Origin of the sequence: Bradyrhizobium sp. ISRA436 (genome assembly GCF_029910015.1) — a bacterium.
Lineage (GTDB): Bacteria > Pseudomonadota > Alphaproteobacteria > Rhizobiales > Xanthobacteraceae > Bradyrhizobium.
In genome coordinates this window covers 4,327,114-4,349,897 of the sequence record NZ_CP094519.1, presented here as the reverse complement: position 1 = coordinate 4,349,897, position 22,784 = coordinate 4,327,114, and the positions used below count along the sequence as shown (strand labels likewise).

Below are 22,784 nucleotides of genomic sequence, written 5' to 3'. Positions count from 1 at the left end.
GAGATGCAGTTCGCTCTCAACGAGGACCAGATCGCGGTTCGCGACATGGCACGGGCGTTTGCGGCGGAGAGGATCGCGCCGCACGCGCTCGAGTGGGATGAGAAGAAGCATTTTCCCGTCGACGTGATGCGAGAGGCTGCGAGCCTCGGCATCGGCGGCATCTATATCCGCGACGATGTCGGCGGCTCGGCGATGACCCGCTTCGACGCGGCGCTGATCTTCGAGGCGCTGGCGACCGGCTGCCCGACCACGTCGGCCTTCATCTCGATCCACAACATGGCCTCCTGGATGATCGATGCCTACGGCAACGACACCCAGCGCCGGAAGTGGCTGCCGAAGCTCTGCACCATGGAGTATCTGGCGAGCTACTGCCTGACCGAGCCGGGCGCTGGTTCCGATGCCGCTGCGCTCCGCACCCGCGCGGTGCGCGATGGCGATCACTACATCCTCAACGGCCAGAAGCAGTTCATCTCCGGCGCAGGCGGCACCGACCTTTTGGTCGCGATGGTGCGGACCGGCGGCGACGGGCCGGGCGGCGTCTCGACGCTGGTGATCGACGGCAAGACGCCGGGCGTGTCGTTCGGCGCCAATGAGCGCAAGATGGGCTGGAACGCGCAGCCGACTCGCGCGGTCATGTTCGAGAATGCGCGCGTGCCGGTCGAGAACCGGCTCGGCGAGGAGGGCATCGGCTTCAAGATCGCGATGGCCGGCCTCGACGGCGGCCGCCTCAACATCGCGGCGTGCTCGCTCGGCGGCGCGCAGGCGGCGCTCGACAAGGCGCTGGCCTACATGAAGGATCGCAAGGCATTCGGAAAGCGCCTCGACGAATTCCAGGCGCTGCAGTTCAAGATCGCCGACATGGCGACCGAGCTGGAGGCCGCACGCACCTTCCTGTGGCGCGCCGCTGCCGCGCTCGACCGCAAGGATCCCGACGCCGGCATGCTCTGCGCGATGGCCAAGCGCTTCGGCACCGATGTCGGCTTCGAGGTCGCCAACCAGGCGCTGCAACTGCACGGCGGTTACGGCTATTTGAGCGAATACGGCATCGAGAAGATCGTGCGCGATCTGCGCGTGCACCAGATCCTCGAAGGCACCAATGAAATCATGCGGCTGATCGTGTCGCGCAAGATGATCGAGGGCGCGCGATGAATGATGCTGCGGCTGCGGACGGCGACCTGATCGTTCGCCGAGAAGGGGCGCTGGGCGTGATCCGGCTCAACCGGCCGAAGGCGATCAATGCGATGACGCTGGAGATGTCTGAGGGCATCGATGCGGCGCTGGACCGGTTCGAGCACGATCCTGAAGTCGCCGTGGTGCTGCTCGAGGGCGCAGGCGAACGCGGGCTGTGCGCCGGCGGCGACATCCGCGGGCTCTACGAGAGCTCGAAGGTGAAGGGAGACCTCGGCAAGGTGTTCTGGCGCCAGGAATACATCATGAATGCACGGATCGCGGAGTATCCGAAGCCCTATGTCGCGTTCATGGACGGCCTGGTGATGGGCGGCGGCGTCGGGCTGTCGGCGCACGGCCGTCATCGCGTGGTGACGGAGAAGACCAAGCTTGCGATGCCCGAGGTCGGGCTCGGCTTCTTCCCCGATGTCGGCGGCACCTATCTGCTCTCGCGCACCCCGGGCGAGCTCGGGACCTATTTCGGCCTGACCGGCACGACCATGAATGGTCCCGACGCGATCCACGCCAGGTTCGCCGATGCCGTGGTGCCGAGCGCGAAGCTCGCGGCGCTGCGCGAGGCGCTGACACAGGTTGGACCGGGCACGACATCGGCCGCGATCGATGCGCTGATCGGTGGATTTGCGACCAGCGAGGCGTCAGGTCCCATTGCTGCGCTGCAGGCGAAGATCGATGGCTGGTTCGCGCATGACCGTATGGAAGAGATCGTTGCCGCGCTGAAGGCTGACGGATCGGAGCTTGCGCAGGCGACGCTCAAGACGCTGGGCGAGAAGTCGCCGCGCGGCATGGTCGTGACGCTCAAGCTGCTGCGGCTGGCGCGGACTGCCGCGACGCTGGAGGAGTGTCTGGTGCGCGAATATCGCGCCGCGCTCGAGGTATTCGCCAGCGACGACTTCCGCGAGGGCGTGCGCGCCGCCGTGATCGACAAGGACCGCAATCCGAAATGGTCGCCGCCGCGAATCGAGGACGTGACGCCGGAGATGGTGGCGCCTTACTTCGCCGAGATCGGCGCCGACGAACTGACATTTCCAGACAGCAAATAGAAACGTCGCAAGCGGAGGAAACTTCCATGGCAAACGTCGCATTCATCGGATTGGGCAACATGGGCGGGCCGATGGCGGCCAACCTGGTCAAGGCCGGCCATAAGGTGACCGCGTTCGATCTGGTCGCGGCGTCGCGCGACCAGGCCAAGACAGACGGCGCCGCGATCGCCGACAGCGGCGTTGCCGCGGTGAAGGGCGCCGCCGTCGTCATCACCATGCTGCCGGCCGGCAAGCATGTGCTCGGTGTCTGGAACGACGTTCTTCCGGCGATGGCCAAGGGCACGCTGATCATCGACTGCTCGACCATCGACGTCGAAAGCGCCAAGCAGGCGCACGCGCTTGCGGCCAAGCACGGCATGGCCTCGGTCGACGCTCCCGTGTCGGGCGGCACCGGCGGCGCTAGGGGCGCGACGCTGACCTTCATGTGCGGTGGCGCGGACAAGGCGTTTGCGGCGGCGAAGCCCGTGCTGGAGAAGATGGGCAAGAAGATCGTGCATTGCGGCGCCGCCGGCGCAGGGCAGGCGGCGAAGATCTGCAACAACATGATCCTCGGCATCTCCATGATCGCGGTGGGTGAAGCCTTCGTGCTGGCCGAGAAGCTCGGTCTGTCGCACCAGGCGCTGTTCGACGTCGCCTCGACCTCGTCGGGGCAGTGCTGGTCGCTGACGACCTATTGCCCGGTTCCAGGCCCGGTGCCGACCTCGCCGGCGAACAACGACTACAAGCCGGGCTTCGCCACCAATTTGATGCTGAAGGACCTGACGCTGGCGCAGGACGCGGCCAGGACCGCCGGCGCGGCGACGCCGCTCGGCCAGCATGCGCAGGAGATCTATAAGACCTTCGACGCAACCGGCCATGGCGGGGTCGACTTTTCCGGGATTATCCAGCACGTTCGGAGCCTTGCTGGAAAGTAGCGGCTTCACTCGTAGCCCGGATGGAGCGCAGCGAAATCCGGGACAGTTTCAGCCATGGCGCGGACCGGCCCCGGATTGCGCTTCGCTCCATCCGGGCTACGCTTGCAGCTGACGCTGGTTGCCACTCGACGGGCTCGGAAGAAGATGACCACATTTCAGGACGCACGCGCTTTTCTGCTCAAGCATCGGGCCGACTACGATACCGCGGTCAAAGAGTTTCGATGGCCGGACGCGGTGCCATTCAACTGGGCGCTGGACTGGTTCGATGCCGAGCTGGCGTGCAATCCCGACAGCCGCGACCGGCCGGCGCTGTGGATCGTCGATGCCGCCAGCAATAGCGAGACGAAGCTCTCCTTCGCCGAACTGTCGCGCCGCTCCAACCAGGTGGCGAACTTCCTGCGTGCGCAGGGGCTGAAGCGTGGCGATCATCTGCTGCTGCTGCTCGGCAATGTCGTGCCGCTCTGGGAGACCATGCTGGCGGCGATCAAGCTCGGCGTCGTGGTGATCCCCGCGACCACGCTGCTGACGGGAGACGAATTGCGCGACCGGCTCGACCGCGGCAAGGCGAAGGCGGTTGTTGCCACGCAGGATCAGGTCGCGAAGTTCGCAGGCCTCGGCAGCGACAAGCTTGTGCGCATCGTGATCGGCGCGACACAGGCGCCCGACGGCTGGCTCCCGTTCGAGGACGCCGCCAAGGCACCCGAGAGCTTCACGCCCGATGGCCCGACCCAGGCCGACGACCCGATGCTGCTCTATTTCACCTCGGGCACCACGGCGAAGCCGAAGCTGGTGCGGCACAGCCAGCGCAGCTATCCGGTCGGCCATCTCTCGACGATGTACTGGATCGGGCTGCAGCCCGGCGACATCCACCTCAACATCTCCTCGCCCGGCTGGGCCAAGCATGCGTGGAGCTGCTTCTTCGCGCCGTGGAACGCCGGCGCCTGCGTGTTCGTGGTCAACCAGCCGCGCTTCGACGCCAAGGGATTGCTCGCCATCATCGGCCGCTGCGGCGTCACCACGCTCTGCGCGCCGCCGACGGTGTGGCGGCTGTTCATCCAGGAGCAGCTTGCGAGCTACAAGGTCTCGCTGCGCGAGGTCTGCGGCGCGGGCGAGCCGCTCAATCCGGAAGTGATCGACCAGGTCAAGGCGGCCTGGGGACTGACCATCCGTGATGGCTACGGCCAGACCGAGACCACGGCGCTCGCCGGTAACTCGCCGGGACAGAAGGTGAAGGTCGGCTCGATGGGCCGTCCGCTGCCGGGCTATCGCGTCCAGGTCACCGACAATGACGGCCATCCGGCGAGCGAAGGCGAGGTGACGCTGCTGCTCGGCGCCGACAGGCCCGCCGGCCTGATGCAGGGCTACCAGGGCGACGACGGCAAGCTCGGCGGCGCCGACGGCGACATTTATCGCAGCGGCGACGTCGTGTTCGCCGATGACGAGGGGTATCTGACCTTCGTCGGCCGCACTGACGACGTGTTCAAATCCTCCGACTACCGGATCTCACCGTTCGAGTTGGAAAGCGTGCTGCTCGAGCACGATGCAGTGGCGGAGGCCGCCGTCGTGCCGAGCCCGGATCCAATCCGGCTGGCGATCCCGAAAGCCTATGTGCTTCTGGTGTCCGGCGTTGAGCGCAGGCCGGAGACGGCGCTGTCGATCTTCAAGCACCTGCATACACGCCTCGCGCCGTTCAAGCGCATCCGCAAGCTCGAACTGGTCACCGAACTGCCCAAGACGATCTCGGGAAAAATCCGCCGAGTGCAGTTGCGCCGGCTCGAACATGACGATAATCGCAGCGATGCGTTGCGCGGACAGGAGTTCCGCGAGGAAGAATTCCCGGAGCTGCAGAAGGTGCGGTCGTCGGGTTCGGAGAGTTAGCCAAATGAACGAAGTCTGGAAGAAGCCGCCGGTGTCCCTGGAAACCTACCAGGGCATGGTCGGCAAGGAGATCGGTGTGTCCTCGTGGCACCTGATCGATCAGGGCCGTATCAACACTTATGCCGACGTGATCGAGGATCATCAGTTCATCCATGTCGATCCCGAGCGCGCCAGGAAGGAAACCGCCTTCGGCACCACGATCGCGCACGGCTTCCTGACGATGTCGCTGATGAGCATCATGTCCTACGAGGTGATGCCGGTCGTCGAGGGCACGGCGATGGGCGTCAATTACGGCTTCGACAAGCTGCGCTTCATCTCGCCGGTGCGCTCCGGCAAGCGCGTCCGCGGCCGCTTCGTGCTGGCGGAAGCCACGCTGCGCAAGCCGAAGGAATTGCTGTCGCGGACCAATGTCACGGTCGAGATCGAGGGCGAGGAAAAGCCCGCATTGGTCGCCGACTGGCTCGGCCTGATCTATTTCAACTAAGGCGTCATGAGATCGGGTGAATAGCAGCCGCGAAGAGACTGCGCTCTCTCTCCCACTTGCGGGCCCGCAAGCGGGAGAGGTGGAGCGAGCCCGGCTCAACTTGCCTTCATAGGTGGTGCGTTGCTCGCTTGGTCCACATAGCGCATTGACGGCGATGATCCCTGGTGTCCATCATCCTCCGTTAGGCGGTGCGGTCCCGGGAGTGGCAGCCATGGTGCAGAACATCGTCGCCGGACTTGTCGTAGTCGCTTTGATTGTGATTGGCCTCATTAGCTTCGCCCAAGAGCATCACGAGTGCTGGAACGGGCACCTGATCAAAACCTTGAAGCCCTGCGGATCGGTCAGCCCTTCGGTGTAGCGCGCCCCGGGGCCATATTGGCCGGGCTTGACCCGGCCATCCATCCTTGTTCAAAAGCGTCCTCGTTTTGATGGATGCCCGGGTCAAGCCCGGACATGACGATGAAACCCGGGAAAGCAAGGTATGGCAATCAGGTTTGACGGACGCGTCGCTATCGTGACCGGCGCGGGCAATGGTCTCGGACGGGCGCATGCGTTAGCGCTCGCCAGCCGCGGCGCCAAGGTCGTGGTCAACGATTTCGGCGGCGCGCGCGACGGCACTGGCGGCTCGCTGTCGCCGGCCGAGACGGTGGTCGAGGAGATCCGCAAGGCGGGCGGCACCGCGATGGCCGACGGCGCCGATGTCTCGAATTTCGAGCAGGTCACCGCGATGGTCGAGCGCGCCACCAAGGAGTGGGGCAGCGTTGATCTCTTGTGCGCCAATGCCGGCATCCTGCGCGACAAGTCGTTCGCCAAGCTCGAGGTCGCTGACTGGGCCAAGGTGCTGGACGTGCATCTCACCGGCACCTTCTACTGCTGCAAGGCGGTGTGGGCCGGCATGCGCGAGCGCAACTACGGCCGCATCGTGCTGACGACGTCGTCGTCCGGCCTGTTCGGCAATTTCGGCCAGGCCAATTACGGCGCCGCCAAGGCCGGCATGGTCGGCCTGATGAACGTGCTCGCCGAGGAAGGCCGCAAGAACAACATCAAGGTCAACACGATCTCGCCCACCGCCGCGACCCGCATGACCGAGGAATTGCTGCCGCCGCAGGCACTGGCGCTGATGAAGCCGGAAGCGATCACGCCGGCGGTCGAGTTCCTGCTCAGCGAGGACGCGCCGACCCGCACCATCATGGGCGCGGGTGCGGGCTCGTTTGCCGTCATCAAGGTGCTGGAGACCGAAGGCGTCAACCTGCCGCAGTCCGAGTGGACGCCCGACGCGGTCGCCGCGCACTTCAACGAGATTGGCGATATGTCGACCGCGAAGGCGCTGCAGGGCGCGTTCGAGCAGACGCAGAAATATGTCGCCCAGGCCGCCGCGCGCGCGGGGATCAAGTTGTAAGGGACGCACCGCCCTTTCAACGCACACACTCGTCGTGGCCGGGCTTGACCCACGGCTGTCCGGTTTAAATTTGGCCTAGGCTGAGGCTCATCTGGCGGTCGTCTTTGATGATCGGGGGCGGCGGATCGAGGAGACGATCAATCCGCCGCCGGTGCATGAGGTTCTGAGCCACCAGACGTGTGAAGGTCAGGAGATTCTCGACGCTGCTTTGGGCGGTATGGGCCATGCGCAAGAGCAAGAAGGCGATCAATGCGATGGCGATCTGAATGCGGACGGCATTCTCCGACGTGCCGAAGAAGTGCCGGATTTTGAGCGTGTGCTTGATCCAGCGGAAGAACAGCTCGATCTGCCAGCGGCGCTTGTAGAGTTCGGCGATCTCGTCGGCCGGGGCATCGAGGTCGTTGGTCACGATACGCAGGATCTTGCCTGTCTCGGTGCGGACCGTGATCTCGCGCACCGGATCCTTGAACGGGTTTTTGCGGGACTTTGCCTGCCTTGCGGGCAACAGACCGATGCGATCGGAGAGCACGCAGGAGCCTTCAGGCACCTTGTTCTCGGCCGTCACCACCAACGGTGTGTTGACCTTCAGCCGTGTGACCAAGCGGCATCCCGCGTTGTCGAGCTGGGCCCACCAGCCATAGTCATAGTAGCCGAGATCGAAGACATAGGTGGCCCCGGGGCGGATCGGCATGGCCTTGGCGACGGTGATGTCGTTGACGTTGGCGGGCGTCAGCTCGGCGAAACTCGGCCGCTCGCGGTCTGGATTATAGACGATATGCAGCTTGACCCCGTGCACACCGGAACAAAACCGCGCCCACTCGGCGCTCAGGGAGGTCAGCCGAAAGCCCGTGGAATCAACCAGATACACTGCGCCCGCCAGCTTGCCAGCGAGGTCACGCTCGCAGCGGCCCATCAGCTCTGACAACAGCGCGGTAAAGACCGCGCTGGAACGCTTGGCGTTGGCGTCAGCCAGGGTCGAGCGCGACAGCTCTCGCGCTCCGAGATGATAGAGCCGCGTGGCATGGCTCTCGAAAGATGCTTCGATCGCGCGCAAGCTCTGGGCATCAGACAGCTGCGCATACAGCATCGCGACGAACTGGTTCTGCGTGCTGAGACGGCGTACCCGCTTGTTGGCGCGATATCTGTCCACAAGCCGATCCAAAACACTCCACGGCACCAAGTTCAGAATGCCGTGAAATACTGTATTGTGGTGGCGCATGGCGGGGACCTTCCTGGCGTGTCTCGAACATTTGGCGATGCTCAAGACCGCAGAAGAATCCACGCCATGCGCCCTGTCCACCAAATTTAAACCGGACAGCCGTGGGTCAAGCCCGGGCATGACGACCGATTTTGTGTGACGCGGATTCGCTCTATTCTCGCAGCATGTCATCGTCATCCGCCAAACACGCCGCCGTCATCGGAGCCGGCCCCGCCGGCCTGATGGCGGCGGAGGTGCTTGCGGCTGATGGTGCCGATGTCACCGTCTATGACGCGATGCCGTCGGCTGGCCGCAAATTCCTGATGGCTGGCCGCGGCGGGCTCAATCTCACCCACTCTGAACCGCTGCCGGATTTCCTCGCGCGCTATCGCGAGGCGATGCCGCACCTGAAAGCCGCGGTCGAGGCGTTTCCGCCTGACGCCCTGCGCGCGTGGTGCGAGGCGTTGGGACAGCCGACCTTCGTCGGCACCAGTGGCCGCGTCTTCCCCGAGGCGTTCAAGGCATCGCCGCTGCTGCGCGCCTGGCTGCGGCGGCTCGACGCCGCTGGTGTCCGGTTCGCGTTCCGCCACCGGTGGGTCGGATGGGACGAGGCGGGCGGACTGCTGTTCGGTACGCCTGATGGTCAACGCGTGGTCCATGCCGACGCAGCCGTGCTCGCGCTCGGCGGCGCGAGCTGGCCGCGGCTTGGATCCAACGGCGCATGGACGGAGATCTTGGCCGCGAAGGGCTTTGCCGTGGCGCCGATGAAAGCGGCCAACTCAGGCTTCACCGTCGCCTGGTCCAATGTCTTCCGCGATCGCTTCGAGGGCCAGCCGCTGAAGGGCGTCGCATTGATGATCGGCGCGCACACCGTGCGCGGCGAGGCAATCATCACCGGCGCGGGCATCGAAGGCGGTGCGATCTACGCATTGTCGGCTGAACTGCGCGAGGCGGTGCTGGCGAAGGGAGCTGCAACACTTCACGCGGCGCTGCGCCCTGATGTTACGACGGGCGAATTGGCCGCGCGGCTGTCGGTGCCGAAGGGCAAGCAATCCCTGTCCAACTTCCTGCGCAAGGCCGCGCAGCTCTCGCCCGTCGGCATCGGGTTGTTGCAGGAGACGGCCATCGCCTCGAGCCGGCCGCTGGCCTCGTTGCCGCCGGCCGATCTCGCCGCGATGATCAATGCGGTGCCGATTCAAATCACCGGTATGGCGCCGATCGCGCGCGCGATCTCGAGCGCCGGCGGGATCAGGTTCGACGAACTCGACGATCATTTCATGCTGCGCCGGCTGCCCGGCACCTTCGCCGCCGGCGAGATGCTCGACTGGGAAGCGCCGACCGGCGGCTATCTGTTGCAGGCCTCGTTCGCAACCGGCGCCGCCGCGGGGAAGGGCGCGCTCAACTGGCTCGATTTGCAGGATGGGTAGAGCGAAGCGAAACCCATCATGCTTGCGTGCGGACAGAATTTGATGGGTTCCGCTGCGCTCTACCCATCCTACGAGGTCTCATGACGAGCCGGTCCTGGTCGTGAGATCGGTGATGACGCCGAGCACGCCGAACGCTCCGGCCACCACGCACACCATCGTCCAGCCGCCAAAACTCCAGGCGGCGGAGGCGGCCGCTGCGCCGACCGCGCCGCCGATGAAGAACAGCGCCACGAACAGGCCGTTGATCCGGCCGCGCACCTCCGGCTGCAGCAGATTGACCGCGCGCCGGCCGAGCGTCTGGTCCGTGGTGATGCCGAAATCGAGCAGGATCGCGCCGACGCTCAGCACCAGCAGTGCCGCGATTCGGGATTCGAGCATGGCGGCCCAGATGCACAGCGCAACCGCGATGATGATGAGCAGATGCGAGCCGATCAGCAGTGGTCGCGCAGAGCCTCTGTCGCCCCAGCGGCCGGCGACCGAGGTCGCTGCGGCTCCGGCCACACCGATCAGTGCGAACACCGCGATCCCCCTGGCGTCGAGATTGAACGGCGCGTCGGGCAGACGCAATGCGATGGCCGCCCAGAATGCAGTGAAGGACGCCATCACCAGTGCCGCGGTCCAGGCGCGCACGCGCAGCACCGGTTCCTCCCGCAGCAGCCTTGGAAAAGAGCGCAGCAATGCGCCGTAGCTTGTAGCGGCTGCGGGCTTGAGCGTCGGCAGATAGCGGGCCAGCGCCGCGGTGAGCACGATCATCAGGATGGCCGAAGTGACGTAATAGCCGCGCCAGTTCCAGGCATCCGCGATCAGGCTCGCCGCCGGGCGCGACACCAGGATGCCGATCATTAATCCGCTCATGACGTCGCCGATCGCCTGGCCGCGGCGTTCCGGCGCCACCATGGACGCGACCAGCGGCACCACCATCTGGATCGCTGCGCAGGACGCGCCGAGGATGAAGGTTGCGGCGAGCAGGACAACGGGCGTCGGTGAGAGCGCCGTGCCCAGCGCGGCCACGATCGCGCAAGCCAGCGTGCGCAGGATCAGCCGCTTGTTCTCGACCAGATCGACCAGCGGCACCAGCAGCAGCAGGCCGAGCGCGTAGCCCAGGAGCGTCAGCGTCGAGATCAGGCCGGCCTGGAATGCGGTCATGTCAAGCGAGCGGCCCATCAGCCCGACCAGGATTTGCGGCGCGAACAGGTTGGTGACGACGGTGCCGGTCGTGATGGCGCCGATCCAGATCAGGGGACGCACCGAGACGAGGCGCGCCGGAGAGAGCTTGGTGACGTCGGAGATGGTCATGGGACCTCGCGGATGGAGTTGCGAAGCCCCCTTTAGGGGATTGGCCTAATATGCTACAATTCAAATAAGGTAATGAAGAATATGCGAGTTTGTTATGAATACGCACGACCTCGTCGCCTTCGTCGCGGTGGTGGAGACCGGATCGATCGTCGCGGCGTCGGCGCGGCTGAATCTGACCCAGCCCGGCGTGACGCGGCGGATCCAGAATCTCGAAGAGATGCTCGGTGCGCAGCTTTTGGACCGGCTGTCGAAACCGCTGAAGCCGACGCCGGCCGGATACGAGGCCTACGAGCAGGGCCGCCGCCTGTTGCGCATGCTAGACGATCTCAAGTCTGGATTAGCTAATGACGGCGTGGTGCGCGGCGAGTTCAGGCTCGGCCTGACGCCGTTCCTGTCGGAGGCGGGGCTCACGGGGCCGCTCGATGCCGTGCGCGCGGAATTTCCCGCGCTCGCCGTACGCGTCGTCTCCGGCTGGTCGCCGCATCACATGGAGGCTGTCTCGCGCAACGAGCTCGATGCGGCGGCTATCTGCCTGCCTGACGGCACCGCCCCGCCGGCAGAGCTTCTTGCCGACGATCTCGGCGCGCAGCCGGTGGTGTTCGTCGTCGCGCGTGACATGAAGATGCCGAAGTCGGTCGACCTCGAATGTCTGTCCCGCATGGGCTGGGTGATCAATCAGGATGGTTGCGGCTTTCGCCAGACGCTGAAGCGCCACTTCGATGCGGCGCATCTGCCGTTCACGGTCGCAGTCGAGGCGCTGGACAGCGAGCTGCGCTTGTCGCTGGTGGCGCGCGGCCTCGGCATTGGCCTCGTGACTCCGGTGGCGCTGAAGCGGAGCCCGATCCGCAACCGGCTCAAGATCGTCAGGATCGAGGATTTCAACCCGGCGGTCCGCGCCTGGATCGTGCACCGCCCCCCGGCCGGACGGCTGACGCGGCCGATCGAGGTGTTTCGCGAGGCGCTGAATCAGGAGCTGCAGGCGCTGGTGCGGGGTTAGCGCAGTTCTGGGGTTGGATAGCAGCCGCGGCGGCGCTGCGCTCCCTCTCGCTTGCGGGAGAGGGTTGGGGTGGGGGTATTACAGCGAGTCATATCGTGGAGGAGAGAGCCCACCCGTATCGCATCTGGCGATGCGATACGACCTAAGAGCGAGCTCCGCTCGTCTCGACCCCCGCAAGCGGGAGAGGTGGACGACCGCGCTACCGCAGCTTCCCGCGCGCCGCGATCGGCAGCGTGCCGATGATCTCGTTGCCGCGCACCACCACGACCTCGTCCATCATGTTGACGACGACGCAGACGTGATTGGGCACGATCCGCACGACATCGCCGACATTCGGCCGGGTGTTGCTGCGGGACAGATCGAGGAAGCCGTGTTCCTCGGCAAAGCGCGCGATCTTGGCTTCGGGATGCTCCAGGATCAGGCCGTGACCTTCGAGGCCGCCGGTATCCGTGGTCAGCGTCTTCGAGCCGGCATCGAGGATGCCGCGCTCGGGGCCGGCGCGGCTGACGACGGTGGAATAGATGTGCAGCGCGCAGTCGTCCCAGGTGGCGACGCCGGCGGCGACCTGCATGCGGTCGTTGTAGATGTAGGTGCCGAAGCGGTGCTCGGTGCCGCCCTTCAGCTTGCCGAGATTCTTCAGGTTCGGCGTGCCGCCGGTCGAGACGATCGCGGCATCCAGGCCGTGCGCGCGGACGCCGGCCAGCGCCTCGTCGTAGAATTTCTGCGCCTCCGCCCAGCCGGTCTCGGTCGGATAGAGCATGAAGCCCGCAAAGGTCAGGCCCTTGGAGCCGGCGATCTCGCGCGCAAGGGCAATCGCCTCGGCCGGGGTCTCGACGCCGGCGCGCTTGCGGCCGGTGTCGCATTCCACGACGACGGAGAGCGGACGGCCGGAGCTTGCTGCGGCCTTCGGCAGGTCGCCGACGACGACGGAATTGTCGGCCGCGACGGTGACGTTTGCCTTACCCTGCAGCGCGCCGAGCCGCGCCATCTTCTCGTCGCCTAGCAGATTGTAGCTGATCAGGATGTTGTCGATCCCGGTATCCGCCATGATCTCGGCCTCGCCGAGCTTCTGGCAGGTGATGCCCTTGGCGCCGGCCTTGATCTGCATCTGTGCCAGCGTCGGATTCTTGTGGGTCTTGATGTGCGGCCGGTTCGCCACCCCGGCGGCGTCGCAGGCAGCCTGGATGCGCGCGATGTTGCGCTCGACCCGCTCCATGTCGATCACGGCGCAGGGCGTGCCGTATTCGCGGGCGATCTTGGCGGCGAGGGGCGTGGTCATGGTCTTCCTTCTTCTCCGACCTCGTAGGATGGGTAGAGCGCAGCGAAACCCATCGACTTCCGTCGTTTTGACAGGATGGGTTTTCGCTGCGCTCTACCCATCCTACGGCTCATGCCTGTTCGATCTCTTCGCGCAGCACTTCGAGCTCGAGCCAGCGGTCCTCCGCGGCGGTGAGGTCTTCCTGCGCCTTGGCGATCGCCGCGGATGCAGCATCGAATTTCTTCCGATCCTTGGTGTAGAGCTCGGGATCGTCAAGCAGCTTCTGCTGCTTTGCGATCTCCGCCTGCAGCTTCTCGATCGTCTTGGGCAGCGTTTCCAGCGCGTGCTTCTCGTTGAAGCTCAGCCGGCGCTTTGGCGCCGCCTCGGGCGCGGTGGCTTTCGCTTCCTTCTCGACCGCAGCTTGCGCCTTCACCGTCTCGCGCTTCACGTCGGCGCCGCGCTGCGCCAGCATGTCCGTGTAGCCGCCGGCATATTCGATCCAGCGGCCCCGGCCTTCAGGCACGATCACCGAGGTCACGACGCGATCGAGGAAGTCGCGGTCGTGGCTGATCAGGATCACGGTGCCTTCGTAGTCGCCGAGCATCTCCTCGAGCACGTCGAGGGTTTCGAGATCGAGGTCGTTGGTCGGCTCGTCCAGCACCAAAAGGTTGGACGGCTTGGCCAGCGCGCGCGCCAGCATCAGCCGGCCACGCTCGCCGCCGGAGAGGGCCTCCAGCGGCGTGCCGCGCTGCTCCTGCGCGAACAGAAAGTCCTTCATGTAGCCGATGACGTGCTTGGGCTTGTCGCCGACCATCACGTGGTCACCGCGGCCGCCGGTCAAAGCTTCGGCGAGCGTCAGCTTCGGATCGAGGCTTTCGCGGTGCTGGTCGAGCGTCGCCATCTCGATGTTGGCACCAAGCCGCACCGAGCCGCTATCGGGCGGATCGTTGCCGATCAGAAGATGCACCAGCGTGGTCTTGCCGGCGCCGTTGGGGCCGACGATGCCAACGCGATCGCCGCGCTGAACTCTCGTCGAGAAGCCGTCGACGATCGTGCGATCGCCATAGGCCTTGGAGATGCTCTTCGCCTCGATCACGAGGCGGCCGGATTTCTCGGCCTCTGCAGCAGCCAGCGTGGCGTTGCCCGTGGCACCGCGATAATTCCTCCGCTGGTCGCGCAGCGCATGCAGATTGCCGAGCCGCTTGACGTTGCGCTTGCGGCGGCCGGAGACGCCGTAGCGCAGCCAGTGCTCCTCGTTGACGATCTTGCGGTCGAGCTTGTGCTGTTCGCGTTCTTCCTCGGCCAGCACCTCGTCGCGCCACGCCTCGAACGCGCCGAAGCCGCGGTCGATCTGCCTGATCTGGCCGCGGTCGAGCCAGGCTGTGGTGCGCGACAGGTTGGTGAGGAAGCGGCGATCGTGGCTGATCAGCACCAACGCGCAGCGCCGGCTCTCCAGTTCGCCCTCGAGCCATTCGATGGTCGGCAGGTCGAGATGGTTGGTCGGCTCATCGAGCAGCAGGATGTCGGGCGAGGGCGCCAGCACCCGCGCCAGCGCCGCGCGCCGCGCTTCGCCGCCGGAGATATGTGCGGGATCTTCCTCGCCGCTGAGGCCGAGCTGCTCGAGCAGATAGCGCGCCTGGTAGCGGTCGTCGCCCGGGCCAAGCCCGGCCTCGACATAGGACAGCGTGGTCGCATGCCCGGCGAAATCAGGCTCCTGCGGCAAATAGCGGATGGTCGCGCCGGGCTGCACGAAGCGGCTGCCGGAGTCGGGCTCGACCAGGCCGGCCGCAATCCGCAGCAGGGTCGATTTACCGGAGCCATTGCGGCCGATCAGGCAGACGCGCTCGCCTGCGGAGACCGACAGCTCGACGCCGGTCAACAGCGGCGTGCCGCCGAAGGTGAGGCTGATGTCCTTGAGCTGGATGAGCGGTGGTGCCATCGCGTCAGCCCTGGCTCGTCGCCGCCTGCTCCGCGCGGCGGCGCTGGATGCGGCGGATGGTCTGGTCGAGCGTCGACAGGAACGTCGCGCGGTCGCGCGGCGAGAACGATTTCGGCCCGCCGGTCACTTCACCCGACGACCGCAGATCGGTCATCAGGTTGCGCATCGCAAGTGTCATGCCGATCGACTGCTCCGTGAACGGCTTGCCGTTCGGCGCGATCACCTCGGCGCCGGCCTTGACGCAGCGGCTGGCGAGCGGAATGTCCGCGGTGATCACGACATCGCCCTCATGCGCGCGTTCTGCGATCCAGTCGTCGGCGGCATCCATCGCGGCGCCGGCGGCGACGCGCTCGATCAGCGGATCCTGCGGCACCCGAATGAAGCTGCCTGCAACCACGCTGACAGGCACGCCGAGACGGAACGCGACGCGGTAGATCTCGTCCTTCACCGGGCAGGCGTCGGCATCGACATAAATGCGGGTGGGGGCAGGGGTTTCAGTCATTGATCCAAAGGTTGGCGGGCGCGCCCCGCGTCTACTCCATCGGGCGGAAAATTGCGAGCAAAACGAGAGCCTTGCCACGGTGTTCGGTTCGACTACGATCATCGCCAGAAAAACAACCGAAATAAGGGAACACCCATGGCGGCTCCGCAAACTTACCGTGTCTCGGCTTACAACACCTCGAAACTGTCCGAGAACAAGATCCACGACGACACGGTGGCGCGGAAGTTCGGCTTCTCCGGCGGGCTCGTTCCCGGGGTCGACGTGATGGCCTACATGATGCACCTGCCGGTCGAGAGATGGGGCCGCGATTTCCTCGAGCGCGGACTGATCGAGGCGCGCTTCGTGAAGCCGGTCTACGACGGCGAGATCGCGGAATTGACGGGCCAGGAGACCGGCAATGGACTGTTGATCGAGCTGCACAGCCGCGGCGAGCTCTGCGCCACCGGCACTGCGTCGCTGCCGGCCTCGACGCCGAAGGTCGCGATCGACGACTACAAGGAGGTTGAGGCAGTGGCCGAGCGCAAGCCGGTCAGCGCGTCGTCCTACGAGCTTGGCAAATGGCTCGGCACCATCCCGCGCGACTGGTCCGGCGATGCCGCGACGGCGTACCTCGCCGACATCAGAGAGACCGACCCGATCTACCTGCGCGAAGGTCTCGGCCATCCCGGCCTGCTGCCGCGGGTGATGAACAAGGTGCTGGTCGACAACGCGATCCTCGGCCCCTGGATCCATGTCGGCACCCGCATGCAGCTTCTGTCGGCGGCAAAGATCGGCGACGAGCTGACGGCGCGGGCCAAGGTGATCGGCAATTACGACAAGAAGGGCCACCGCTTCGTCGAGCTTGACGCCCTGGTGCTCGCCAACGGCACGACGCCACTGGCGCATTGCTGGCACATCGCGATCACCCAGCCGCGCGAGCAGGCGGTGGCGTAATTCGATCCGTCATTGCCGGGCCTCACCCGGAAATCCATCGCCTTCGCAAAAGCGTTCTTGGTTGATGGATGCGCGGGTCAAGCCCGCGCATGACGAGTGTGGATTGGGCTGAGGTCTCGCACAACTGTCATACCCCGCGCATGCGGGGTATCCAGTACGCCGCGGCCTCTTGGTTCAACGACTGCTGTCTCTGGAATACTGGGTCACCCGCCTTTGCGGGTGACGACGCTGGGTTTGTGGGGGCGGGGCGGCTTTCCTTACGCCGCCTTCGACTTGGCGTCCTGGATCGCGCGCCAGACGCGTTCCGGCGTCAGCGGCATGTTGATGTGCTTGATGCCGTAGTCCGACAGCGCGTCCACCACCGCGTTCACAACGCAGACGAGGCTGCCGGCGCAGCCGGCTTCGCCGCAGCCCTTGGTGCCGAGCGAGTTCGACTTCGCCGGCGAGGGGTGATTGTCGACCTGCATCGACGGGATGTCGCCGGCGCGCGGCAACGCGTAGTCCATGAACGAACCGGTGATCGGCTGGCCTGAGCCGTCGTAGTTCACTTCCTCCATCATCGCCTGGCCGATGCCCTGCGCGACGCCGCCGTGCAGTTGGCCGGTGACGATCATCGGATTGACCACGGTGCCGAAATCGTTGACCGCGAAGTAGCGGACGATCCGCGTCACGCCGGTGTCCGGGTCGATCTCGACCTCGGCGACGTGACAGCCATTCGGGAAGGTCGACACCGTTTCCTTGGTGGCATGGTCGACGTCGAGCGTATCAGGGGTGCCCTCGGGCATCTTGCTGTCACGCATGCGCTCGGCGAGCTCCATGATGCCGATCGAACGGTCGGTGCCGGCGATGGTGAAGCGGCCATTGCCGAACTCGATGTCGGCCTCGGACGCTTCGAGCACGTGGGCTGCGGCCCTCTTGCCCTTCTCGACGACCAGCGCGGAGGCCTCGACGATCGCCTGACCCGTCGCGGTGATCGAGCGCGAGCCGCCGGTGCCGTTGCCGAAGCGGACGCGGTCGCTGTCATTCTGATCGAGCGTGATCTTCTCGAAGGGGATCCCGAGCTGATCGGACAGCACTTGCGCAAACGGCGTGGCATGGCCCTGGCCGTAATCGAGCGTGCCGGTGGTGAGCTTCACCGATCCGTCTGGCTCGAAGGTGATCTTGCCGAGCTCGCCGCTCGGCGGCGCCGTGACCTCGAGATAGGAGCCGACGGCGATGCCGCGCAGCTTGCCGTTCTTCTTGCTCTCCTTCTTGCGCTTCGCGAAGTTCTCGTAGTCGGAGATCTCCAGCGCCTTCTGAAACACGCCGGCGAAATCGCCGCTGTCATAGGTGACGCCGCTCGCCGCCGGGAAGGGCAGTTGTGACGGTTTGATGAAGTTGCGCTTGCGCAAGGTGAGACGGTTGATCCCCATCTCGTCCGCGGCGGCATCGATCAGCCGTTCCATGTAGTAGTTGGCCTCGGGCCGTCCGGCGCCGCGATAGGCGCCCATCAACGTGGTGTTGGTCACGACCGTCTTGATGTCGACGCCGAGCAGCGGCGTGCGATAGACGCTCGCAAGATTCTTGCCGGTGTTGAGCGACAGCGGGCCCGGCGCGACACCTGTGATGTAGGCGCCGAGGTTGCCGTAGCCGGAGAGGCGCACCGCGAGGAACTTGCCGTCGGCGTCGAGCGCGAGCTCGGCATGGATCTTTTGCGCGCGGCCCTGGCTGTCGGAGAGGAAGCTCGTCGAGCGCTCGTCCAGCCACTTCACTGGGCAGCCCAGCTCCCGCGCGGCATGCGCGATGCAGGTGTATTCGGGATAGTTGAGGTTCTTCATGCCGAAGGAGCCGCCGACATTGGCGGTGAGGATGCGGACCTTGTCCGGCGGCACGTTGAGCAGCCGCGCCAGGATCGCCTTGTTGCCGGAGACGCCCTGGGTCGGCACCTGCAGCGTGAAGCGCTCGGTTTTCTTGTCATAATGAGCCAGTGCCACCCGCGGCTCCAGCGAGACCACGGCGACGCGGGTGTTGACGATGTCGAGCTTGGTCACATGCGCGGCGCTGGCAAACGCCGCCTCGATTTTGGCGGTGTCACCATAGTGGTAATCGAGCGCGACGTTGTTCGGGATGTTGTCATAGAGCTGCGGCGCGCCGGGCTTGGCGGCCTCGGCCGCGTCGGTCACGGCCGGCAGCGGCTCGATGTCTGTTACGACAGCCTCGGCCGCGTCGCGGGCCTGCGCCGCGGTTTCCGCGACCACGAAGGCGACGGGGTCGCCGACGAAGCGCACCTTGTCGGTCGGCAGCGCGGGGCGGTTGGTCTGCAGCAGCGGCGAGCCGTCGCGGCTCTTCAGCGGCATCCCGCAGGTGAAGGGGTTGTAGCCGGCGGCCTCGAGATCGGCGCCGGTCCAGACCCCGAGCACGCCCGGCATCGCCCTGGCGGCCGCGGTGTCGATGCCCTTGATGATGCCGTGGGCATGGGAGGAGCGGACCATCCAGCAATACGCCTGGCCGGCCAGCGAGAAATCGTCGGTGTATTTGCCCTTGCCGCGCACCAGCGTGTCGTCCTCCTTTCGTCGAACCGGCTGCCCGACACCGTATTTTTGCAGTGCAATAGCGTTTTCGAGAGGGGCGGAGGACGTGTGATCTTGCATCGGAAATGACCTGAAATGCCCGGATTTGCGCCGGTTTGGCGGGCGGTTGACCAGATAACGCACACCCCCCTTAACGACAACGCCCGATTGGGCATGGACCCAATGTGAACAGAGTTTGCGCAGGCCATTGCCGCTGCTAAAGTTTCCGTGAGCGGACAATTCTTCGGTGGGTCGACAGCGGCCGCAACGAAAGACAGTTTTGATGGATGACGATGTGCGGCTTTGCGACGGCCTTCCGGCCGGCGAGGCCCCGTCAGGGTTGATTGCGGCGGGCGCCGACACGGGGGTCTACGCCGCGCTCGACCTTGGCACCAACAATTGCCGACTTTTGATCGCCTGTCCGTCGGGCGACGGGTTCCGCGTGGTCGATTCCTTTTCGCGGATCATCCGGCTCGGCGAGGGGATCGCCGCCACCGGTTCCATCAGCGAGGCCGCGATCGAGCGCGCCATCGCGGCGCTCAGCATTTGCAGCGACAAGATCCGCCATCGCAAGGCGCGCCGGCTGCGGCTGATCGCGACCGAAGCCTGCCGCGCCGCCGGCAATGCCGAGAGCTTTCGCGCACGCGTCGCTGCCGAGACGGGCATCAAGCTCGAGGTGATCGACCGCGAGACCGAGGCGACGCTGGCGGTGATCGGCTGTTCGCCGCTGCTCGACCCGAAAGGGCGAGGCGCCATCCTGTTCGACATCGGCGGCGGCTCGACCGAGCTGGTGCGGATCGAGCGCGATCCGCATGCGCCCGATGCGCGGCCGCGCATCAAGGCGTGGATGTCGATCCCGCTCGGCGTCGTCACGCTGGCCGAACATTTCGGCGGCAGGAACGTCACCAAGGACGTGTACGCGCGCATGGTCGAGGAGGTCGCGCAACATGTCGCGCCGTTCGCCGCCGAGCATGGCCGGGACCTGCGCGACATGCACATGCTCGGCACCTCAGGCACCGTGACCACGCTCGCCGGCGTGTTCCTCAACCTGCCGCGCTACGATCGCCGCCGCATCGACGGCATCTGGATGAACGATGCCGACGTCACCGCGACGATCCAGGAGCTGCTCGGCATGAGCTACCAGGACCGCGTCAACAACAATTGCATCAGCATCGAGCGCGCCGACCTGGTGCTCGCGGGCTGCGCCATCCTCGACGCGATCCGCAACGCATTCCCGCTGCCACGGCTGCGGGTCGCCGACCGCGGCCTGCGCGAGGGCATGCTGGTCGAGATGATGCGCGAGGACGGCGCGCTGCGGGCGTGCTAGACGCTGAATCACCTCGCCCCGCTCTTGCGGGGAGAGGTCGGATTGCTCTCGGCGATGCGAAGCATCGTCCGGTGCAATCCGGGTGAGGAGCCGTTTCCACGCATCTCGTGAGCGGAAGCAGCCCCTCACCCCAACCCTCTCCCCGCAAGAGCGAGGCGAGGGAGAACCACACACCGAGACGCAAGAAGCACAATGGCGAAAGACACCACCGGACGGCTGCACGTCACGGTCAAGAGCGGCGGCAAGCGCAAGCTGTCGTCAAAACTCTGGCTGGAGCGCCAGCTCAACGATCCTTACGTGGCCAAGGCCAAGGCGATGGGCTACCGCTCGCGCGCGGCCTTCAAGCTGCTCGAGATCGACGACAAATATCGCCTGCTCAAGCCGGGCATGACGGTGGTCGATCTCGGCGCGGCGCCCGGCGGCTGGAGCCAGATTGCGGCCAAGCGCACCGGGGCCGCCGACGGCAAGGGCAAGGTGGTCGCGATCGATCTGTTGGAGATGGGCGAGATCCCCGGCGTCACCTTCGCGCAGCTCGACTTCCTCGACGCCGATGCGCCGGAGAAACTGATCGCGATGATGGGCGGCCGCGCCGACATGGTGATGTCCGACATGGCCGCCAACACCACAGGCCACCGCAAGACCGATCAGCTCCGCATCATCGGCCTGGTCGAGACCGCGGCACATTTCGCCTGCGAGGTGCTCAATCCCGGCGGGACGTTCCTGGCCAAGGTGTTTCAGAGCGGCGCGGATGCGGAGTTGCTGGCGCAGCTCAAGCGCGATTTCGCCACCGTGCGCCACGTCAAGCCGGCCGCGAGCCGGCAGGATTCTTCCGAGCGTTACGTGCTGGCGACCGGATTTCGCGGGCAGCCCAACCGGGCCTAGCTGCGGCTCTGCCCGCCGCTGGAACTTTTCCGCTTGCGGCGAATTCTACTGTCCCGGCGCAGTCGTTGCGTATCTCAGCCTGGTACCCACTGCAGGTTTGTGCAGCGAGCCGCGCCTCACGGAGCTTTCCCGTGATGGAGCGTAGGTCGAGCATAGGTAATCGCCTCCTGGCGGCCTTGCCGCCCGCCGATTTTGAGTCGCTTGCACCCCATCTCCGCAAGGTATCGCTCGAACGTGACGTCGTGCTGGTGCGGTCGGGTGACCTCGTCGAACAGATCTACTTCCCTTGCACCGCGTTGATCGCATTCGTCATGGACATGCCGAACGGACAGGCGGTCGCGACAACGATGGTCGGCAACGAGGGGGCGGCCGGCATCCTGCCGGCGCTCAGGTCGATACGCTCGCCGATCTCAGCGGTGGTTCGCATTCCGGGCACGACATGGCAGATCTCGCCGGCACGATTTCATGCCGCGCTTACGCATAGCCGCGCGCTTGCGGATACGGTGCAGCTCCATATGCGGTCGTTGCTGGTGCAGTTCCAGCATATCGCAGCCTGCAATGCGCTGCATTCGGTAGAGGCCCGCCTGGCCCGCTGGCTGTTGCAGGTTCACGACCAGATCGGCCACGACACGCTCCCGCTGACGCAGGAGACGCTGTCGGAATTGTTGGGCGTGCGGCGAACGACCGTAACCCATGCCGTGTGCAAGCTTCGCGCGTCGCGGGCCATCCGGTCCAACCGACGGAGTTCGATCGAGATCGACAGGCCACGGCTCGAAGCTGCGGCTTGCGAGTGCTACGAGATCATGCGGGGCAGGGTTGATCGCATCGTTTCGGCCGAAGGGATGAAATCGTCCGGTCGCGGCGCGCCGCATGGACTCCTGCGTTATCGCGATCAACCGTGGGCCAATGGCGATGAGGTTCAAGCACCCGTGCGAATCGCGGGTGCCGGGCGATCACGGAGCCATTGAAATCAGGTTTCGGCGATATTCCGGAACGCCTCGGGGAGGGCGAACAGGCGGACGCCGCCGGCTTTCGGATCATCACTCATTTCATTCGCATGGGCATCACTCACTGGCTCTGATCCTTTCAAACGAAACTAAATCGAGAAAGGCCCGGCCTTGCGTGGCGCACGAACGCCACGGAAGGGAAACCCGAAGCGCATCCTCCTGCATGGATTTTGCTGACGCGGGATCGCTGCTTCCCGCTCGAGCCGAACTATGCGGCCGCGGAGCTTCCGTTCGCTTTCTGACTCTCGCGAAGATTTCTTTGCCGGGACGAAAGGCCGTGGTGCATCGGGCCAGCCGCGGCCACTCAGCCTTCGATCGCGGGGTGACGTGTTGCGGCCGTTTGTTTGAGGACTGGAAAATCGGCGATGCCAGGCGCATAATTCGGCGATGTCGACAATTGTTCAATGCAATTGCGGCGCCGAGTACAGACGCACTGAAGAGAAGTTCTTGGTGCCGCACACGGGTGACGCGATTTGCACGATCTGCGGAGCGGCGCTGGAATCGTGGCTGGAAAGCACCCACGTTCCCCAATATGAGCTTGTTGAACGTCCGGATCAGACAGATGA

At 65.5% G+C, this 22,784-nt stretch carries 19 protein-coding genes; 13 read left to right on the top strand and 6 right to left on the bottom strand.

The window, feature by feature from the left end; translation table 11 throughout:
* Window positions 1-3 precede the first annotated feature (3 nt).
* The 7 genes from MTX23_RS20650 (at window position 4) to MTX23_RS20620 (ending at window position 6,903) form a co-directional block, all read left to right on the top strand.
* The gene (locus MTX23_RS20650) at window positions 4-1,149 is read left to right on the top strand and encodes an isobutyryl-CoA dehydrogenase (RefSeq protein WP_280972045.1); all 1,146 of its coding nucleotides are present in this window, start codon (window positions 4-6) and stop codon (window positions 1,147-1,149) included.
* Window positions 1,146-2,228, top strand: coding sequence for an enoyl-CoA hydratase/isomerase family protein (locus MTX23_RS20645; RefSeq protein WP_280972044.1), 1,083 nt, complete (start codon window positions 1,146-1,148; stop codon window positions 2,226-2,228). The genes MTX23_RS20650 and MTX23_RS20645 overlap by 4 nt, the downstream gene beginning before the upstream one ends.
* Window positions 2,229-2,254: 26 nt before the next feature.
* Window positions 2,255-3,142: a 3-hydroxyisobutyrate dehydrogenase gene (mmsB, locus tag MTX23_RS20640; RefSeq protein ID WP_280972043.1), complete on the top strand. Its 888-nt coding sequence runs from the start codon at window positions 2,255-2,257 to the stop codon at window positions 3,140-3,142.
* A 144-nt stretch (window positions 3,143-3,286) separates the two neighbouring features.
* The gene (locus MTX23_RS20635; RefSeq protein WP_280972042.1) at window positions 3,287-5,020 is read left to right on the top strand and encodes an AMP-binding protein; all 1,734 of its coding nucleotides are present in this window, start codon (window positions 3,287-3,289) and stop codon (window positions 5,018-5,020) included.
* Between the two features lie 4 nt (window positions 5,021-5,024).
* Complete coding sequence (locus MTX23_RS20630) at window positions 5,025-5,504, top strand: MaoC family dehydratase (RefSeq protein ID WP_280972041.1); 480 nt, start codon at window positions 5,025-5,027, stop codon at window positions 5,502-5,504.
* Between the two features lie 211 nt (window positions 5,505-5,715).
* On the top strand, window positions 5,716-5,862 hold the full coding sequence (locus MTX23_RS20625; protein WP_280972040.1) for a hypothetical protein: 147 nt from the start codon (window positions 5,716-5,718) through the stop codon (window positions 5,860-5,862).
* A 123-nt stretch (window positions 5,863-5,985) separates the two neighbouring features.
* The gene (locus MTX23_RS20620; RefSeq protein WP_280972039.1) at window positions 5,986-6,903 is read left to right on the top strand and encodes an SDR family NAD(P)-dependent oxidoreductase; all 918 of its coding nucleotides are present in this window, start codon (window positions 5,986-5,988) and stop codon (window positions 6,901-6,903) included.
* Between the two features lie 64 nt (window positions 6,904-6,967).
* Here MTX23_RS20620 and MTX23_RS20615 read toward each other — a convergent pair whose 3' ends face one another.
* The gene (locus tag MTX23_RS20615) at window positions 6,968-8,122 is read right to left on the bottom strand and encodes an IS4 family transposase (protein ID WP_280972038.1); all 1,155 of its coding nucleotides are present in this window, start codon (window positions 8,120-8,122) and stop codon (window positions 6,968-6,970) included.
* Window positions 8,123-8,343: 221 nt separating this feature from the next.
* Between MTX23_RS20615 and MTX23_RS20610 the strand changes: the two genes are divergently transcribed.
* Window positions 8,344-9,528, top strand: coding sequence for a TIGR03862 family flavoprotein (locus MTX23_RS20610; RefSeq protein ID WP_280978129.1), 1,185 nt, complete (start codon window positions 8,344-8,346; stop codon window positions 9,526-9,528).
* A gap of 78 nt (window positions 9,529-9,606) precedes the next feature.
* Here the strand turns inward: MTX23_RS20610 and MTX23_RS20605 are convergent, their stop codons facing one another.
* Window positions 9,607-10,824: an MFS transporter gene (locus MTX23_RS20605; RefSeq protein WP_280972037.1), complete on the bottom strand. Its 1,218-nt coding sequence runs from the start codon at window positions 10,822-10,824 to the stop codon at window positions 9,607-9,609.
* 94 nt (window positions 10,825-10,918) lie between these two features.
* Between MTX23_RS20605 and MTX23_RS20600 the strand changes: the two genes are divergently transcribed.
* Window positions 10,919-11,821 carry a LysR family transcriptional regulator gene (locus MTX23_RS20600; RefSeq protein WP_280972036.1) on the top strand — a complete coding sequence of 301 codons (903 nt, stop codon included), beginning with the start codon at window positions 10,919-10,921 and terminating at the stop codon, window positions 11,819-11,821.
* Between the two features lie 199 nt (window positions 11,822-12,020).
* Here MTX23_RS20600 and MTX23_RS20595 read toward each other — a convergent pair whose 3' ends face one another.
* The 3 genes from MTX23_RS20595 to MTX23_RS20585 all read right to left on the bottom strand — a co-directional run bounded on the left by MTX23_RS20595 (window position 12,021) and on the right by MTX23_RS20585 (window position 15,520).
* Window positions 12,021-13,100 (bottom strand): D-TA family PLP-dependent enzyme, encoded by a 1,080-nt coding sequence (locus MTX23_RS20595; protein WP_280972035.1) that lies wholly within the window; start codon window positions 13,098-13,100, stop codon window positions 12,021-12,023.
* A 109-nt stretch (window positions 13,101-13,209) separates the two neighbouring features.
* Window positions 13,210-15,018: an ATP-binding cassette domain-containing protein gene (locus tag MTX23_RS20590; RefSeq protein WP_280972034.1), complete on the bottom strand. Its 1,809-nt coding sequence runs from the start codon at window positions 15,016-15,018 to the stop codon at window positions 13,210-13,212.
* A gap of 4 nt (window positions 15,019-15,022) precedes the next feature.
* Window positions 15,023-15,520 (bottom strand): YaiI/YqxD family protein, encoded by a 498-nt coding sequence (locus MTX23_RS20585; protein WP_280972033.1) that lies wholly within the window; start codon window positions 15,518-15,520, stop codon window positions 15,023-15,025.
* Between the two features lie 135 nt (window positions 15,521-15,655).
* Here MTX23_RS20585 and MTX23_RS20580 point away from each other — a divergent pair, with 135 nt between their 5' ends.
* Entirely contained in the window at window positions 15,656-16,453 is a 798-nt protein-coding gene (locus MTX23_RS20580) for a hypothetical protein (RefSeq protein ID WP_280972032.1), read from the top strand.
* Window positions 16,454-16,710: 257 nt separating this feature from the next.
* On the opposite strand, the gene MTX23_RS20575 is transcribed toward MTX23_RS20580, so the two are convergent.
* Window positions 16,711-19,083: a xanthine dehydrogenase family protein molybdopterin-binding subunit gene (locus tag MTX23_RS20575; protein ID WP_280972031.1), complete on the bottom strand. Its 2,373-nt coding sequence runs from the start codon at window positions 19,081-19,083 to the stop codon at window positions 16,711-16,713.
* A gap of 202 nt (window positions 19,084-19,285) precedes the next feature.
* On the opposite strand from MTX23_RS20575, the gene MTX23_RS20570 reads away from it, so the two are divergent.
* The 3 genes from MTX23_RS20570 to MTX23_RS20560 all read left to right on the top strand — a co-directional run bounded on the left by MTX23_RS20570 (window position 19,286) and on the right by MTX23_RS20560 (window position 22,179).
* On the top strand, window positions 19,286-20,329 hold the full coding sequence (locus tag MTX23_RS20570) for a Ppx/GppA phosphatase family protein (RefSeq protein ID WP_280972030.1): 1,044 nt from the start codon (window positions 19,286-19,288) through the stop codon (window positions 20,327-20,329).
* 192 nt (window positions 20,330-20,521) lie between these two features.
* The gene (locus tag MTX23_RS20565) at window positions 20,522-21,211 is read left to right on the top strand and encodes an RlmE family RNA methyltransferase (protein ID WP_280972029.1); all 690 of its coding nucleotides are present in this window, start codon (window positions 20,522-20,524) and stop codon (window positions 21,209-21,211) included.
* Between the two features lie 134 nt (window positions 21,212-21,345).
* Window positions 21,346-22,179 carry a Crp/Fnr family transcriptional regulator gene (locus MTX23_RS20560; protein ID WP_280978128.1) on the top strand — a complete coding sequence of 278 codons (834 nt, stop codon included), beginning with the start codon at window positions 21,346-21,348 and terminating at the stop codon, window positions 22,177-22,179.
* Window positions 22,180-22,784 lie beyond the last annotated feature (605 nt).

What these genes read in the sequence shown, in the direction of transcription:
- MTX23_RS20595 (WP_280972035.1), bottom strand. Translation starts at nt 13,100, where the DNA reads ATGACCACGCCCCTCGCCGCCAAGATCGCCCGCGAATACGGCACGCCC.
- MTX23_RS20560 (WP_280978128.1), top strand. Translation starts at nt 21,346, where the DNA reads ATGGAGCGTAGGTCGAGCATAGGTAATCGCCTCCTGGCGGCCTTGCCG.
- MTX23_RS20585 (WP_280972033.1), bottom strand. Translation starts at nt 15,520, where the DNA reads ATGACTGAAACCCCTGCCCCCACCCGCATTTATGTCGATGCCGACGCC.
- MTX23_RS20645 (WP_280972044.1), top strand. Translation starts at nt 1,146, where the DNA reads ATGAATGATGCTGCGGCTGCGGACGGCGACCTGATCGTTCGCCGAGAA.
- MTX23_RS20620 (WP_280972039.1), top strand. Translation starts at nt 5,986, where the DNA reads ATGGCAATCAGGTTTGACGGACGCGTCGCTATCGTGACCGGCGCGGGC.
- MTX23_RS20580 (WP_280972032.1), top strand. Translation starts at nt 15,656, where the DNA reads ATGGCGGCTCCGCAAACTTACCGTGTCTCGGCTTACAACACCTCGAAA.
- MTX23_RS20605 (WP_280972037.1), bottom strand. Translation starts at nt 10,824, where the DNA reads ATGACCATCTCCGACGTCACCAAGCTCTCTCCGGCGCGCCTCGTCTCG.
- MTX23_RS20625 (WP_280972040.1), top strand. Translation starts at nt 5,716, where the DNA reads ATGGTGCAGAACATCGTCGCCGGACTTGTCGTAGTCGCTTTGATTGTG.
- MTX23_RS20610 (WP_280978129.1), top strand. Translation starts at nt 8,344, where the DNA reads ATGGCGGCGGAGGTGCTTGCGGCTGATGGTGCCGATGTCACCGTCTAT.
- MTX23_RS20615 (WP_280972038.1), bottom strand. Translation starts at nt 8,122, where the DNA reads ATGCGCCACCACAATACAGTATTTCACGGCATTCTGAACTTGGTGCCG.
- MTX23_RS20570 (WP_280972030.1), top strand. Translation starts at nt 19,286, where the DNA reads ATGGATGACGATGTGCGGCTTTGCGACGGCCTTCCGGCCGGCGAGGCC.
- MTX23_RS20630 (WP_280972041.1), top strand. Translation starts at nt 5,025, where the DNA reads ATGAACGAAGTCTGGAAGAAGCCGCCGGTGTCCCTGGAAACCTACCAG.
- MTX23_RS20635 (WP_280972042.1), top strand. Translation starts at nt 3,287, where the DNA reads ATGACCACATTTCAGGACGCACGCGCTTTTCTGCTCAAGCATCGGGCC.
- MTX23_RS20600 (WP_280972036.1), top strand. Translation starts at nt 10,919, where the DNA reads ATGAATACGCACGACCTCGTCGCCTTCGTCGCGGTGGTGGAGACCGGA.
- mmsB (WP_280972043.1), top strand. Translation starts at nt 2,255, where the DNA reads ATGGCAAACGTCGCATTCATCGGATTGGGCAACATGGGCGGGCCGATG.
- MTX23_RS20650 (WP_280972045.1), top strand. Translation starts at nt 4, where the DNA reads ATGCAGTTCGCTCTCAACGAGGACCAGATCGCGGTTCGCGACATGGCA.
- MTX23_RS20575 (WP_280972031.1), bottom strand. Translation starts at nt 19,083, where the DNA reads ATGCAAGATCACACGTCCTCCGCCCCTCTCGAAAACGCTATTGCACTG.
- MTX23_RS20565 (WP_280972029.1), top strand. Translation starts at nt 20,522, where the DNA reads ATGGCGAAAGACACCACCGGACGGCTGCACGTCACGGTCAAGAGCGGC.
- MTX23_RS20590 (WP_280972034.1), bottom strand. Translation starts at nt 15,018, where the DNA reads ATGGCACCACCGCTCATCCAGCTCAAGGACATCAGCCTCACCTTCGGC.